Raw genomic sequence first — 15,137 nt, 5'->3', positions numbered from 1 at the left:
AAGGAGGAACTACCAAACATGAAAATGATGGATGCAAACGAAATTATCTCATTTATCCAAAACGCAACAAAATCTACACCAGTAAAAGTTTATGTAAAAGGAAATCTTGAAAATATCGATTTTGGCCAAGAAACGAAAGTGTTCCCTTCAGGCAACACGGCAGTACTATTCGGCGAGTGGAAAGATATTGAAGCTGCTCTAAAAGCAAATGAAAGCAACATTGAAGACTTCGTGATCGAGAATGATCGCCGCAACTCAGCGATTCCATTGTTAGATATGAAGAACATCAAAGCTCGTATCGAACCAGGTGCAATCATTCGTGATCAAGTTGAGATCGGTGACAATGCCGTAATCATGATGGGTGCTTCTATTAACATCGGAGCAGTAATCGGTGAAGGCACGATGATCGATATGAACGTTGTTCTTGGTGGACGAGCTACTGTAGGTAAGAACTGCCACATCGGTGCAGGAACTGTGCTTGCAGGTGTAATCGAACCACCTTCAGCAAAACCAGTAGTTGTAGAAGATGATGTAGTCATCGGAGCGAACGCAGTTGTTCTTGAAGGTGTTACAGTAGGTAAAGGTGCTGTCGTAGCTGCAGGTGCCATAGTGATCGAAGACGTAGAACCTTACACAGTAGTTGGTGGAACTCCTGCTCGTGTACTAAAGAAAATCGATGAAAAAACTAAATCAAAAACAGAGATCAGACAAGAGCTTCGTCAGTTAAACGACTAATTTTAGTGTAGGGGATGAGAGAAGATGAAATCGTTGCTTGAGATAAGAAAAGACTTGCACCGTATACCGGAGCCAGGATTTTTAGAGTTTAAAACTCAAAGATATATCCTTGATCTCATCTCCACTTTTCCTCAGAATCATCTTGAAGTTCACACGTGGGAAACGGGCATATATGTAAAAGTGATCGGTAGAAATCCTTCTAAAACGATTGCTTATCGAACAGATATGGATGGACTGCCTATTGTCGAAGAAACCGGCTATGAATTCTCATCTCTTCATGAAGGAATGATGCATGCCTGTGGACACGATCTTCATATGACGATTGCGATCGGTTTATTGTCTCATTTTGCACAGAACCCGTTAGATGACCATCTGTTATTTATTTTTCAGCCTGCTGAAGAAGGACCAGGCGGAGCTCTCCCGATGAGAGAGAGTGAGCTGTTTCGACAGCTGCAACCTGACATGATCACAGCGCTTCACATCGCTCCGGAATATCCGGTCGGTACGATTGCTGTAAAAGAAGGATTATTATTTGCGAATACATCCGAACTGTTCATCGATCTGATCGGAAAAGGCGGGCATGCTGCTTATCCGCACTTAAGCAACGATATGGTAGTTGCCGCAAGCCATCTGGTTACACAGATGCAATCGATCGTTTCACGTAATATTGATCCACTGGATTCTGCTGTTGTTACGATAGGCAAGATAACGGGTGGAACGAAGCAAAATATTATCGCTGAAAAAGCAAGGCTAGAAGGCACCATTCGAACTTTATCTCCAGAAGCGATGGAAAAAGTGAAAAAGAGGATTGAAGCTTTAGTTGAAGGTATATCGCGCGGATTTGAATGTGAAACAGTGATCGATTATGGTTCTAATTATCGCCAAGTGGATAATGAACCTACCTTAACTAGAGAATTCATGGAATTTGCTAAACAGCAGGTGAATGTATTTGAATGTAAAGAAGCTATGACAGGAGAGGATTACGGATATTTCTTAGAGAAAATTCCGGGGTTCATGTTCTGGCTAGGAGTTGATACTCCGTACGGTCTCCATCATTCAAAATTAAAGCCGCAAGAAGAAGCGATTCAACATGCTGTAGATCTGTTAGTTCAATATTTTATCTTCAAAGGGAATAGAAATTAGGAAAACGGCCAATTCGGCCGTTTTTTTCTTGCTTTTTTACCTAGTTTCAGTCTCCAAATATCACTCATTCCACGAATGTTAACTTTCAATCCAGAAATTTTAACCGTTAATCCAAAAAATTAATACCCAATCCACAAGTTTCGGTGCTCAATCCAAAAATTTTTATGATATATCCACGAGTCGACACGTGACGCTATATATCGACATACGCGTTCTGCTAGCAACACTTCATTGTTCATTACATATTCCCAATATGAGTTGGAAACATTAAGAAAAGTAAGGAGGTGGGAATATGGCTAGAATTGGTGTAGAACAATCGTTATCAAATGTATCAGATGCTTTGCGATCAAAGGGATATGATGTTGTAGAACTTCGTCAAGAACAAGACGCGAACGGCTGTGATTGCTGTGTAATTTCCGGACAGGACCAGAACGTTATGGGCATTCAAAATGCAGCGACACAAGGTTCTGTATTAAATGCTCATGGCATGTCAGCGGATGAAGTATGTCAGGCTGTTGAAAGCAGATTACAATCATAACACTCCTGGGGACAGCCTTGCTGCCCCTTTATTTCTGTTTAACGCACGTTTTAACAGGGAATAAAATGACCAATCACAAAAATATATGTTGTTTAGCAGCAGATGGGGAGGTCCATATGCCAATCGTAAATGTAATCATGATTATTTTACTTATCGTATTAACCGCATTTTTTGTAGTCACTGAATTTGCCATCGTAAAAGTACGAAGAACGCGAATCGACCATTTAGCTTCCGAGGGTAATAGTAAAGCGATCGCTGCACAAAAAGTTATCGGAAATCTTGACGGTTATCTGTCAGCCTGTCAGTTAGGAATAACGATTACAGCATTAGGACTTGGGTGGTTGGGTGAACCGACTGTTGAGATCTTTTTAAGACCATTGTTTGAAAATGCTGGATTGAATGAAGGGCTCACGCACACGCTCTCGTTTTCAATCGCCTTTTTCTTAATTACTTTCTTACACGTGGTACTAGGTGAATTGGCACCGAAAACAGTTGCGATTCAAAAAGCTGAGATGGTCTCGTTAGCTACAGCAAAACCAATTATCCTGTTTTATAAGGTCATGTATCCTTTTATTTTCTTGCTAAATGGATCAGCGAATCTTTTGACACGGGTGTTTGGCATAAGTCCAGCAAGTGAACATGAGGTCGTACATACAGAAGAAGAGTTGCGTCTTATTCTTTCTGAAAGTTTACAGGGTGGAGAGATCAATCAATCAGAATACCGTTATGTGAACAGAATTTTTGAATTTGATGACCGTGTAGCGAAAGAAATCATGATCCCTCGAACAGAGATGGTCTGTTTATTTCTAGAAAACACGTGTGAACAGAACATGGCGATCATGCGGGAAGAAAAGTTCACGAGATATCCTGTTGGGCATGATGATAAAGATCATATTGTAGGGATCGTAAACATTAAAGAATTCTTTAATGAAAATTTCAGCAAAGAAAATTTTGACTTAAATGATTATATTCGTCCGATCATAACCGTTCATGAATCTATTCCGATCCAAAAACTGTTAGTCAAAATGCAAAAAGATCAGACACATATGGCGGTGCTCGTAGACGAATACGGAGGAACTGCAGGAATAGTTACGGTTGAAGATATCTTAGAAGAGATCGTTGGGGAGATCAGAGATGAATTTGATATTGATGAAGAACCCGAAATACAACAAATCGATCAAAATAAAACCGTAGTGGATGGCAAAGTGCTCATCTCACAGATCAATGAATTATTTGCACTCGATATTGATAACAGCGAAATCGATACGATCGGTGGGTGGGTACTAACAAGGTCTGTTGATCTAGAAACAAACCATTCGTTTAATTACGAAAGTTATCGATTTACAATTTTAGAGCTGGATGGGAGACAGATTAAAAAAATCGGAATTGAGAAGATATCAGAAGAAAAGAATACTGATACAAATAAAGACTCCTGAACATCGTTCAGGAGTCTTTACTTTTCCATTGGCCATTTTCTGTTTTTTCATATTTATGTTTTACTGCGCTCCATGCTACCTTATGAGCGGTCTCTTCTTCTTCTTTGTATTCTTCAAGTGCAGAATTGAATGCTTCTTTATATATTTCCTGACCGTGATGAGGAAGGTGCTCTCTTACTCCCTCAGGCAGATCTTTAAGTGAATCATACGGCATATGAATCCCTCCTATAGAATAAAGAGTTCCCGTGAAATCCTCAATATAAACGCTTTATTGAGAATGAATAGAATCTGAAATGAGCGGATAATTTCACATTTTTAGTTTAAGTTGCTATGATTAAGGAGAAATTAAGACGTGGGAACAGCTTTCCTTATTTAAATTAATTATTATTTAACATTGACTAAAAATAAGGACTGTACTATAATTACCCATGTAAATAAAACAGTTTTTTGGAGGGATTTTCACCTATGGCAGAACGTATGGTAGCAAAACAAGCACCTAGATTTGAAATGGATGCAGTATTACCAAACAAAGAATTTGGAAAAGTTAGCTTAGAAGAAAACATGAAGAATGACAAGTGGACTGTTCTTTTCTTCTATCCAATGGACTTCACTTTCGTTTGTCCTACAGAAATCACATCACTTAGCGACCGTTTTGACGAGTTCGAAGATTTAGATGCTGATGTAATTGGTGTTTCTACAGATACAATCCACACTCACAAAGCTTGGATCAACACGCCACGTGACATGAATGGTCTAGGTGAGTTAAAATATTCTCTAGCAGCTGATACTAACCACACTGTAGCTCGTGATTACGGTGTACTAATCGAAGAAGAAGGTATTGCTCTTCGCGGTTTGTTCATCATCTCTCCTGAGGGTGAATTAATGTACTCTGTTGTTAACCATAACAACATCGGCCGTGATGTTGATGAAACATTACGTGTTCTTCAAGCACTTCAAACAGGTGGACTTTGCCCAGCAAACTGGAAGCCTGGTCAAAAGACTCTTTAATCTTCAAATAGCGTACAATTCATAACCCAAGACGTTGTTCTTGGGTTATTTTTGTAATTAATAATGAAAACGCGAACACATTCTGTGAACTTTACATAAGAGGTATTAGATAGATATTGATTCTAAAATTATGTGGTAAAATAAGGCTATACCGCGAAAGATTGGAGTGATGGACTTTGAAAAAACAATATGCTGTAATCGGGCTAGGTCGTTTCGGCGGTAGTATGTGTAAAGCATTGGCCGATCAAGGAATGGAAGTCCTAGCGATTGATATCGATGAAGATCGAGTAAATGAGTTTTCCAACGTTGTTACGCACGCTGTAATTGCTGATTCTACAGATGAAGGTGTGTTAAAAAGTCTTGGGATCAGAAACTTTCAGCATGTTGTGGTGGCGATTGGTGACAACCTGCAATCATCCATTCTTACAACACTGATTCTAAAAGAGATGGGTGTAGCAAAGATCACGGTTAAAGCACAAAATGATTATCATGAAAAGGTATTAAGAAAGATCGGAGCAGATAAAATCATTCATCCAGAGCGTGATATGGGTGTTAGGATTGCTCATCAAATTGTCTCGAACAACGTTCTTGATTATTTAGAACTATCCGATGAACATAGCATCGTTGAATTGGTCGCGACCAAAAAGATGAACAATAAGTCATTGATCGAGTTAGATATACGGGCTAAGTATGGTTGTAATGTTGTGGCTGTTAAACGAGGAAAAGACATATTCGTTTCCCCGCAGGCTGACCAGAACATTCATCAAGGAGATGTATTGATCGTAATCGGTGGAGATAAAGATATCAATCGTTTAGAAAAACAAATGGCAAATGAAGAATAAAAAAACCGTTACCCTTGAACAGGGAACGGTTTTTATTATGAAACTAGATCTCCATGATGATAGGAAGAATCATTGGTCGTCTCTTCGTTTTTTCATATAAGAAAGGAGCCAAAGTATCTGTAATTTCATTCTTGATCTCAGACCACTGTGTGGTTCTTTTTTCGTTCATGATCGTTTCTAAATGTTTGCTAAGAAGACTTTGAGCATCGTGGATCAAGTCTCCAGACTCCCGCATATAAACGAACCCTCTTGAAATGATATCAGGTCCAGCTTCAATTCTAAATTCTTTCATGTCCATACTGACGACAACAACTACAAGTCCTTCTTCTGAAAGAATTTTACGATCTCGAAGAACGATGTTCCCGATATCACCAATTCCACTTCCATCGACATAGACAGAACCTGAAGGAATCTTTCCTGCAACCATCGCCTCGTTATGAGAAAGTGCTAAAACTTCGCCATTATCCATTACAAATGAGTTCTGAGAAGGAACATCACAATCAGAAGCAAGTTTCGTGTGCATCTTAAGCATTCTATATTCACCATGAATCGGCATAAAGAACTTAGGCTTCATAAGACGTAACATAAGCTTTTGTTCTTGCTGCCCACCATGACCAGATGTATGGATATCATTTAATGATCCATGAATCACTTCTGCACCTGCACGGAACAACTGGTTGATCGTCTTACTAACACTTAATGCATTCCCTGGAATAGGAGAGGATGAGAAGACAACTGTATCTCCAGGAATGATTTGAATCTGTCTATGTGTTCCGTTAGCGATTCTTGAGAGAGCAGCCATTGGTTCACCTTGGCTTCCTGTACATAGAATCGTAACTTGGTTATCAGGCAGACGGTTGATCTGATTTGCATCAACAAACGTATTTTTAGGTGCTTTAATAAAGCCTAGCTCTTGTCCAACTGTGATGGCAGAATCCATACTACGCCCAAACACAGCAATTTTTCTGTTGTTTGCAACAGAAGCTTCAACGACTTGCTGCAATCTATGAATGTTTGAAGCAAATGTAGCGAAGATCACTCGGCCTTCCATTTTTCTGAAGATGTCTTGAATACTTTCTCCAACACGTCTCTCTGAAAGTGTAAACCCAGGAACCTCACTGTTTGTTGAGTCAGAAAGTAAGCAGAGTACACCTTCTTTTCCGATCTCTGCCATCTTTGTTAAGTTCGCAGGTTCACCAACAGGCGTGAAGTCAAATTTAAAATCACCAGTATGAACGATGTTTCCTGGTGGCGTTTTCACTACAAGTCCATAAGAATCCGGAATACTGTGAGTAGTTCTAAAGAAACTTACAGATGTTTTACGGAATTTGATCACATCGTCTTCAGTGATTTCATGTAACTGTGCACGACGCAGCAAACCGTGTTCTTCTAGTTTGTTCTTGATCAGAGCAAGTGCAAGTTTACCACCATAGATCGGAATGTTCACTTGTCTTAGGAGATAAGGAATACCTCCAATATGATCCTCATGTCCATGTGTGATAAATAAACCTTTGATCTTTTCTTCGTTTTTTACAAGATACGTGTAATCTGGAATTACGTAATCAATGCCTAAGAGTTCATCTTCAGGAAATTTAATTCCTGCATCAATAAGGATGATCTCATCTTGAAATTGAACGGCATACGTATTCTTACCGATTTCTCCTAGACCGCCTAGCGCGAATACAGCGGCTTGATGATTTTTAACAAATTTCATAAATTATACATTCTCCAATTCCAATGAATTCGTGTCTTTTTCATACTCTAGAAATTTACCGTTAATTTCTTGTATGTATTCAATGTTGTATTTGCGGTCAGCAAGCTTTTTACGTACGTCGTTAATCGTTTCAGCTTCTACGTATACTGTTTGAGTGTGTTCACGAACTGGAACCTCTGTTAAGCTAGTTTGAAAAAATACTTTGAAAATCATATTTCATGTCTCCTTACCGGTCTGTAGTTTTTGAGTTTCTTCGTTCTATTATAAAGGAAAGTGACATGTTTTTCATGTTTTTTCATAATGCATCGTTGGAAAACCACAAAAATATAAAAATAATAACTGTTAAGCTCTAGGGTTTATCCTATATAATGACGTTAGTTAATCGAAAAACTTAACTTAGTTAAAAATTAGTTTTCCGTTATTATTTTGTTGTCTTACCCATTTCCTTAATTTCTTTAATAAGTGCGTTCTCATCTTCATTTATTACCCTCCACCGCTCTTTTTATTACTAGTATGTGTAGTTGAATCAATATTTTTAGAGGGAAATTGTTACATTTTTTATTTGCTATATTTTATATGAGAAGGGGTTATCCAATGAAATTATATTCTGCCCTCTTTGTATTAAGTTTGATATGGGGGATGTCTTTCTTATTTATTAAAGTCTTACTTGGTATTTTCGATCCATGGCAGATTGTATTTATTCGTTGTTTACTAGGAATACTGACAATCGTTCCTTTGTTTATGATTAGCAAGCAAGCAGTTCATTGGAAAACACTTCCCGTGAAAAAGTTGCTTCTTGTAGGTTTTTTGAATGCTGGTCTTCCTTGGGGACTGATTGCTTGGAGCGAAACTTTTTTAGATAGCGCGTATACGGCTATATTAAATGCTACTACTCCGATTTGGACGTCAATGATGGGTGTATTCTTTTTTTCCATATCATTGCAATGGAAACAATGGGCTGGGGTACTCGTGGGTTTTATAGGGATTTTATTGTTAATGGATATTGATGCTCCTGGATTGACTAAGAATCAGTTGGGCTTAGGGATTGTTTTGATGCTCATAGCTACGTGTTGCTATGGATATAGTTCACAATATGCAAAAAAACATCTTCAGAATACAACGGTTTGGATTACGGCTTCTTCCACACTATTTGCAGGTATGCTTCTAAGTGCTCTCATGATGTTATTGACGGAGAGTTGGACATTGCCTGAAAATCCTATTAACTACAATATATTATTGTCCCTTATCGGTCTCGGAGTCTTTGGTTCAGGAATAGCATACTTGCTATATTATTATATGATCTCTGCTGGTTCAGCCGAGTTTGCTACACTAGTCACTTACTTAGTGCCTGTATCTGCCGTCATGTGGGGTAGCGTCTTGTTAGATGAACAAATACACTCAAGTGCATTTTGGGGCTTGCTGCTTATTTTTGTGGGAGTCTATCTCACAGGTAAGAAAAAGAAGAAAAAAGACGTTTTACACTTGGAACGTGATAGAACAGCTTGAAAACATTCAATTTAAAATTGAGTGTTTTTTTTGTTTCGTGTAGAATGTAAGCGTATACAACGCGAGGAGGAATCTGGTTGATTACATTCTTAGTTTCAATTGTATTGTTAGTCGTTGGTTATTTTACGTATGGAAAGTACGTTGAAAACGTGTTTGGAGTTAAGCAGGAAAGAAAGACTCCTGCTTATGCACAAGAAGATGGAATTGATTATGTCCCGATGGGTACAAAAACAAACTCTCTTATTCAGTTATTAAACATTGCAGGAGTAGGTCCGATTTTTGGACCTATCATGGGTGCACTATATGGTCCGGTAGCATTTCTTTGGATCGTACTGGGAGCAATATTTGCAGGCGCTGTTCATGATTATTTAACTGGAATGATTTCTATTCGAAATCGAGGGGCGCATTTACCACAACTAGCAGGTAAGTTTTTAGGAAATGCGATGAGACATGTTGTAAATGGTTTTACTCTTCTTCTTTTATTATTAGTAGGAACAGTTTTTGTTAGTGCTCCAGCAGCACTAATTCATGATCTTACGGGTGATTGGATAAGTTTAAGTCTCATCATTGGATTGATCTTTGTTTATTATGTTCTAGCTACGCTTTTACCAATCGATAAGATTATTGGGAGAGTATACCCAGTCTTTGGTGCGTTGCTCGTAGTTAGTGCGATTGGAATAGGTGGGGGATTAGTAGTTACAGGTGCACCGATTCCAGAACTCTCATTTGAGAATATGCATCCTGATAACGTACCGATTTTCCCACTCTTATTCTTGACCATTTCATGCGGAGCACTTTCAGGATTTCACGCTACACAGTCGCCTATTATTTCACGAACGACTAAAAATGAAAAAGAAGGAAGAAAAATTTTCTATGGCATGATGATAGCAGAAGCTGTTATTGCTATGATCTGGGCAGCAGCTGCAATGAGTCTATTCGATGGAAAATCACTAGCAGGCATTATTGCAGAAGGTGGACCTGCAGCAGTTGTTAGTGAAGTGTCAGTAACGATGCTTGGAGCAATTGGAGGAACGCTTGCAGTAATCGGTGTCATCATTTTACCAATCACTTCAGGAGATACTTCATTCCGTAGTGCTAGAATGATACTAGCTGATTACTTCAATATTGGTCAAAAGAAACTATCTTCGAGACTTTGGATTGCTGTTCCAATGTTCGTTATTTCATTTTTATTAACGAAGATTGACTTTACATTACTATGGCGTTATTTTTCATGGGCTAACCAATTAACTGCTATGTTAGCTCTTTGGGTAGGAGCCATGTACTTAAAAAGGTCGAAGAAGAATCATTGGATCGCAACGCTGCCCGCCATTTTTATGACGATGGTGACTGTTACTTACATCTGTAATGCTCCAATCGGCCTCGGTCTCTCGAACGGAGTAGCTTATACGATTGCAGCAATAACAACAGTAATAGCAACTTTCTTGTTCGTGCGAAGTAAAACAAGCGACCATGAAGCAATGCTCGTTGATGATGATCGCAATGTAGCTTAAATGAGGATCCTTCAATAAAATCGTATCATTAGATATAAAAACGAGCGTCATAGAATAAAAAAACTCACTAATCAGGAATGCCGATTAGTGAGTTTTTCTGTTGGTCGTTATCTTATTACTACAGAGTTTGCAGGAGGTTCAAAGGGCTGCTTTTCATTGATTCGGTCAAAGAACATGATGCCGTCTAAATGATCAAGTTCATGTTGAAAACATATACCAGGAAGTCCTTTTAGTTTCAAATTCACTTCTGATCCGTCAGGTGTGAATCCTTTTACCGTAACTTTAGCATAACGAGGTACAAGTCCAGGCACTTCTCTGTCTACAGATAAGCACCCTTCTCCTCCGTCTAAATAAGTCATCTGAACCGAATGACTTATGATTTTCGGATTTAACAGTGCATAACTGTATAAATTCCCATTTTCATCAGAAACATGAAAAGCAAAGATTCGTTTTGAGATCCCAATTTGTGGAGCAGCAATTCCGATACCAGGTCTTAAATTATATTTTGCTGCAATCTCTGAATCTTGACTGTTCTTTACAAATTCAAGAAGCTCGTTAGCCGTCTTAATATCTTCATCTGAGAATGGAAAAGGTACTTCGACCGCTTTTTTCCTAAGTGTTGGGTGACCTTCTCTTATTACATCTTTCATTGTTAACACAAGCAAAACCTCCGTGCCGATATACTTTTAAGTTAATTTAATTTCCTCTTATCATAACATAGAGGATTTTTAATAAAAAAGAACGGGAATAAAATATTTTTGTTCAATATATTCGTTCAATCTTTTATTGTACGGTGGTCTATAGTTATCAAATATATGCTAATAACGACTGATACAGCGGAAAAATTAATATGAAACAGTTAGGTTAATGAGACTGGATAAACGTTTGATGAACTAGGCCTTAAATATGTGATATCTATATGCAACCTATAGATTGACTGTATATGTGCAGTGGTGTAAACTAATTTACGTGAAAAGGATTGTTGTGTTACTCTATTTATATTAATTAGTAATACAGTTAGGGTGCCGTAAGATGGTTTAGCTCTTGAATTCAAGGGAAAACTTCAGGTGGGTACACAAAGGCATACCTAAAAGCCTTTTAATAATATAAACCTGTCTTAAAAATGTTTCACTTTGGGCAACCTGTTAAATATGTGCATGTTTTTAAGATTAGGGAAAATTGACAGGGTAAAAGAAAGGAAGAGGTGACTTTTCATGACGAAAACAATTGATGCAGTTCAAGATCAATTTGAAACGTTCCAGATTCTTTCTGAAGACGGAGAAGTTGTTAACGAATCGGCAATGCCGAATTTGTCTGATGAAGATCTGCAAGAACTAATGCGCCGCATGGTTTACACTCGAATTTGGGATCAGCGTGCTATCTCTTTAAACAGACAAGGACGTCTTGGATTCTATGCTCCAGTAGCAGGACAAGAAGCTTCTATGCTTGGAACTCACTATGCTTTAGATAAAGAAGACTGGATTCTTCCAGGATACCGTGATATCCCTCAAATGGTTTTCCACGGTTTCCCATTAACACAAGCATTCTTATGGTCTCGCGGACACTTCCAAGGTGGACAGATTCCTGAGGGTGTAAACGTATTGATGCCTCAAATCATCATCGGTGCTCAAATCATTCAAGCGGCTGGTGTTGGTTTTGGACTTAAGAAACAAGGTAAAAAGAACGTATGTATCACTTACACTGGTGACGGTGGAGCATCACAAGGTGACTTCTACGAAGGATTAAACTTTGCAGGAGCATACCGAGCTAATACGATCTTTGTTGTTCAAAACAACCGTTTTGCGATATCAGTTCCAGTTGAAAAGCAATCTGCGGCAAAAACGATCGCTCAAAAAGCAGTTGCAGCTGGTATTGAAGGAATTCAAGTTGATGGAATGGATGTTCTTGCCGTTTATGCAGCGACACAACAAGCTCGTGAGCGTGCAGTTTCTGGTGAAGGTCCTACATTGATTGAAACTCTTACTTATCGTTACGGACCACATACGATGGCAGGAGATGATCCTACTCGTTACCGTACAAAAGATCTTGATAACGAATGGGAAAAGAAAGATCCACTTGTTCGTTTCCGTAAGTTCTTAGAGAAGAAGAACCTTTGGTCTGAAGAGCAAGAAAACAAAGTTGTAGAAGAAGCAAAAGAAGATATTAAAGCTGCGATCAAGAAAGCAGACGGAGCGCCTAAGCAAAAGGTTACCGATCTTATCGGCTTCATGTTTGAAGACCTTCCGTTCAACCTTCGTGAGCAGTTAGAAGAATACACAGCAAAGGAGTCGAAATAATATGGCTCAAATGACTATGATTCAAGCAATTACAGACGCTATGCGCAATGAATTAAAAAGCAATGAACAAGTTCTTGTTTTCGGTGAAGATGTTGGCCAAAACGGTGGAGTATTCCGTGCTACTGAAGGACTTCAAAAAGAATTTGGAGAAGATCGCGTTTTTGATACTCCGCTAGCTGAGTCTGGAATTGGGGGACTTGCAATAGGTCTAGGGCTTACAGGTTTCCGTCCAGTAATGGAGATACAATTCTTTGGTTTCGTATTTGAAGTATTTGATTCAGTTGCTGCACAAATGGGTCGTATGAGATACCGTTCAGGCGGAGTTTACACTTCTCCAGTAACAATCCGTTCACCATTTGGTGGAGGCGTTAAAACACCTGAACTTCATGCAGACAGCCTTGAAGGTTTAATGTACCAAACTCCTGGTATCAAAGTTGTTATCCCTTCAACTCCATATGACGCAAAAGGTCTATTAATCTCTGCGATTCGTGATAACGATCCTGTAGTTTATCTAGAGCATATGAAACTATACCGTTCTTTCCGTGGCGAAGTGCCTGAGGAAGAATACACGATCGAACTAGGGAAAGCAGATGTGAAACGTGAAGGTAAGGATGTTTCTATCATTACTTATGGTGCTATGGTTCACGCATCACTAAAAGCTGCTGAAGAATTAGAAAAAGAAGGCATCTCTGCTGAGGTGATCGACCTTCGTACAATCAGCCCGCTTGATATCGAAACGATTATGGCGTCTGTTGAAAAAACAGGTCGAGCGATTGTTGTACAAGAAGCACAAAAACAAGCTGGTATTGGAGCGTTCGTTGTAGCTGAGATCAACGACCGTGCAATCCTTCACTTAGAAGCACCTGTACTGCGTGTGACTGCACCAGATACAGTATTCCCATATGCTTCTGCAGAAGATGTTTGGATTCCAGATCATCGTGATATTGTAGATAAAGCAAAGAAAGTCTACAATTTCTAAAAAAATGAATGTTAGCTGAAAGAGACGTCTGTATCAGACTGTTTCTTTCAGCTCTTTCACATCAGTGACGAAAAGATTGTTATAAAATAGGAGGCGTTAATCGTGGCATTTGAATTTAAGCTTCCCGATATTGGAGAAGGAATTCACGAAGGTGAAATTGTAAAGTGGTTTGTAAAAGCAGGGGACGAAGTTAAAGAAGACGATATCCTGCTTGAAGTACAAAACGATAAAGCTGTAGTTGAAATTCCATCACCTGTAGACGGTAAAATTCTTGAATTAAAAGTAGATGAAGGAACAGTATCTGTAGTTGGTGATGTTTTAGTAACAATTGAAGCAGAAGGTGAAATTCCTGCTGATGCTCATGGCGGTGGCGATGAAGCTCCAGAACAACCTAAAGCTGAAGAAGAAAAAAATGTTACTGCTGATCAAGCAAAAGAAGCTGACAGATCAGAAGCTAAAACAGATAAAACTGAAGATACAGCTAAAGAAGAACCAGCAGACGAATCTACGCGTGTAATCGCAATGCCTTCTGTACGTAAATATGCTCGTGAAAAAGAAGTAGATATTCGTAAAGTACAAGGTTCTGGAGATAACGGACGTGTACTTAAAGAAGACATCGACAAATTCGTAAGTGGCGGAGGAGCAGCAGAAGCAGCACCACAAGCTACTGAAGAAGCGCCTAAAGCTGAAGCGAAGAAAGAAACGCCTAAAGCAATTCCTGCTGGCGAAATGGAAACTCGTGAAAAGATCAAAGGAATTAGAAAAGCGATCTCAAAAGCGATGGTTAACTCCAAACATACAGCTCCACATGTTACACTAATGGATGAAGTGGACGTTACTGATCTTGTTGCACACCGTAAGAAATTTAAGCAAGTTGCTGCAGATAAAGGCATCAAGCTTACTTATCTTCCATACGTGGTAAAAGCATTAACTTCTGCATTGCGTGAATACCCTGTGCTTAATGCATCAATCGACGATGCAAACGAAGAAATCGTATACAAGCACTATTACAACATCGGTATTGCGGCAGATACAGATAACGGACTAATGGTACCAGTTGTTAAAGATGCTGATCGTAAATCCATCTTCAAAATCTCTTCTGAAATCAATGAACTAGCTACTAAAGCACGTGATGGTAAGCTTTCTGGTGAAGAGATGAAGGGCGGCTCTTGTACGATTACGAATATCGGTTCTGCAGGCGGTCAATGGTTTACACCAGTAATCAACCACCCAGAAGTAGCGATCTTAGGTATCGGTCGTATTGCTGAAAAAGCAGTTGTTAAAGATGGAGAAGTAGTAGTAGCTCCTGTTTTAGCTTTATCTCTTAGCTTTGACCACCGTCTGATCGATGGTGCAACAGCTCAAAATGCATTGAATCACATTAAGCGTTTATTGAACGATCCACAACTATTAGTAATGGAGGCGTAA

15 protein-coding genes are annotated in these 15,137 nt (G+C 39.0%); 11 read left to right on the top strand and 4 right to left on the bottom strand.

What is annotated here, in order from left to right; all coding sequences use genetic code 11:
- Window positions 1-18 precede the first annotated feature (18 nt).
- From dapD to ACOZ9X_RS10455, 4 genes are all read left to right on the top strand, one after another.
- Window positions 19-735 carry a 2,3,4,5-tetrahydropyridine-2,6-dicarboxylate N-acetyltransferase gene (dapD, locus tag ACOZ9X_RS10470; protein WP_144701039.1) on the top strand — a complete coding sequence of 239 codons (717 nt, stop codon included), beginning with the start codon at window positions 19-21 and terminating at the stop codon, window positions 733-735.
- Window positions 736-759: 24 nt separating this feature from the next.
- A complete protein-coding gene (locus ACOZ9X_RS10465) occupies window positions 760-1,878 on the top strand; it encodes an N-acetyldiaminopimelate deacetylase (RefSeq protein WP_423418072.1) in 1,119 nt (372 codons plus the stop codon).
- 292 nt (window positions 1,879-2,170) lie between these two features.
- Entirely contained in the window at window positions 2,171-2,416 is a 246-nt protein-coding gene (locus ACOZ9X_RS10460; protein WP_137789798.1) for a YkuS family protein, read from the top strand.
- A 116-nt stretch (window positions 2,417-2,532) separates the two neighbouring features.
- Window positions 2,533-3,852: a hemolysin family protein gene (locus ACOZ9X_RS10455; protein WP_423418071.1), complete on the top strand. Its 1,320-nt coding sequence runs from the start codon at window positions 2,533-2,535 to the stop codon at window positions 3,850-3,852.
- Window positions 3,853-3,859: 7 nt separating this feature from the next.
- Here the strand turns inward: ACOZ9X_RS10455 and ACOZ9X_RS10450 are convergent, their stop codons facing one another.
- The gene (locus ACOZ9X_RS10450; RefSeq protein WP_423418070.1) at window positions 3,860-4,066 is read right to left on the bottom strand and encodes a ChaB family protein; all 207 of its coding nucleotides are present in this window, start codon (window positions 4,064-4,066) and stop codon (window positions 3,860-3,862) included.
- 251 nt (window positions 4,067-4,317) lie between these two features.
- Between ACOZ9X_RS10450 and ACOZ9X_RS10445 the strand changes: the two genes are divergently transcribed.
- Together ACOZ9X_RS10445 and ACOZ9X_RS10440 are read left to right on the top strand one after the other, a co-directional pair.
- Window positions 4,318-4,860 (top strand): peroxiredoxin, encoded by a 543-nt coding sequence (locus ACOZ9X_RS10445; RefSeq protein WP_066393264.1) that lies wholly within the window; start codon window positions 4,318-4,320, stop codon window positions 4,858-4,860.
- Between the two features lie 176 nt (window positions 4,861-5,036).
- Window positions 5,037-5,702: a potassium channel family protein gene (locus tag ACOZ9X_RS10440; protein WP_423418069.1), complete on the top strand. Its 666-nt coding sequence runs from the start codon at window positions 5,037-5,039 to the stop codon at window positions 5,700-5,702.
- A 43-nt stretch (window positions 5,703-5,745) separates the two neighbouring features.
- Here the strand turns inward: ACOZ9X_RS10440 and rnjA are convergent, their stop codons facing one another.
- Complete coding sequence (gene rnjA / locus ACOZ9X_RS10435) at window positions 5,746-7,416, bottom strand: ribonuclease J1 (RefSeq protein ID WP_137789794.1); 1,671 nt, start codon at window positions 7,414-7,416, stop codon at window positions 5,746-5,748.
- A gap of 3 nt (window positions 7,417-7,419) precedes the next feature.
- Window positions 7,420-7,629 (bottom strand): DNA-dependent RNA polymerase subunit epsilon, encoded by a 210-nt coding sequence (locus tag ACOZ9X_RS10430; protein ID WP_144701031.1) that lies wholly within the window; start codon window positions 7,627-7,629, stop codon window positions 7,420-7,422.
- A gap of 381 nt (window positions 7,630-8,010) precedes the next feature.
- Between ACOZ9X_RS10430 and ACOZ9X_RS10425 the strand changes: the two genes are divergently transcribed.
- Both ACOZ9X_RS10425 and ACOZ9X_RS10420 read left to right on the top strand, forming a co-directional pair.
- Entirely contained in the window at window positions 8,011-8,922 is a 912-nt protein-coding gene (locus tag ACOZ9X_RS10425) for a DMT family transporter (RefSeq protein WP_423418068.1), read from the top strand.
- A gap of 77 nt (window positions 8,923-8,999) precedes the next feature.
- Window positions 9,000-10,433 (top strand): carbon starvation protein A, encoded by a 1,434-nt coding sequence (locus ACOZ9X_RS10420; protein ID WP_423418067.1) that lies wholly within the window; start codon window positions 9,000-9,002, stop codon window positions 10,431-10,433.
- Window positions 10,434-10,540: 107 nt separating this feature from the next.
- On the opposite strand, the gene def is transcribed toward ACOZ9X_RS10420, so the two are convergent.
- Window positions 10,541-11,092: a peptide deformylase gene (gene def / locus ACOZ9X_RS10415; RefSeq protein WP_423418066.1), complete on the bottom strand. Its 552-nt coding sequence runs from the start codon at window positions 11,090-11,092 to the stop codon at window positions 10,541-10,543.
- 555 nt (window positions 11,093-11,647) lie between these two features.
- Between def and pdhA the strand changes: the two genes are divergently transcribed.
- The 3 genes from pdhA to ACOZ9X_RS10400 all read left to right on the top strand — a co-directional run bounded on the left by pdhA (window position 11,648) and on the right by ACOZ9X_RS10400 (window position 15,137).
- The gene (gene pdhA / locus ACOZ9X_RS10410; RefSeq protein ID WP_066393280.1) at window positions 11,648-12,730 is read left to right on the top strand and encodes a pyruvate dehydrogenase (acetyl-transferring) E1 component subunit alpha; all 1,083 of its coding nucleotides are present in this window, start codon (window positions 11,648-11,650) and stop codon (window positions 12,728-12,730) included.
- Between the two features lies 1 nt (window position 12,731).
- Window positions 12,732-13,709: an alpha-ketoacid dehydrogenase subunit beta gene (locus tag ACOZ9X_RS10405; protein ID WP_144701024.1), complete on the top strand. Its 978-nt coding sequence runs from the start codon at window positions 12,732-12,734 to the stop codon at window positions 13,707-13,709.
- Between the two features lie 102 nt (window positions 13,710-13,811).
- Complete coding sequence (locus ACOZ9X_RS10400; RefSeq protein WP_423418065.1) at window positions 13,812-15,137, top strand: dihydrolipoamide acetyltransferase family protein; 1,326 nt, start codon at window positions 13,812-13,814, stop codon at window positions 15,135-15,137.

Origin of the sequence: Fictibacillus nanhaiensis (assembly GCF_049537595.1) — a bacterium.
Classification (GTDB): domain Bacteria; phylum Bacillota; class Bacilli; order Bacillales; family Fictibacillaceae; genus Fictibacillus; species Fictibacillus nanhaiensis_F.
This window is presented reverse-complemented; position numbering and strand designations above follow the sequence as displayed.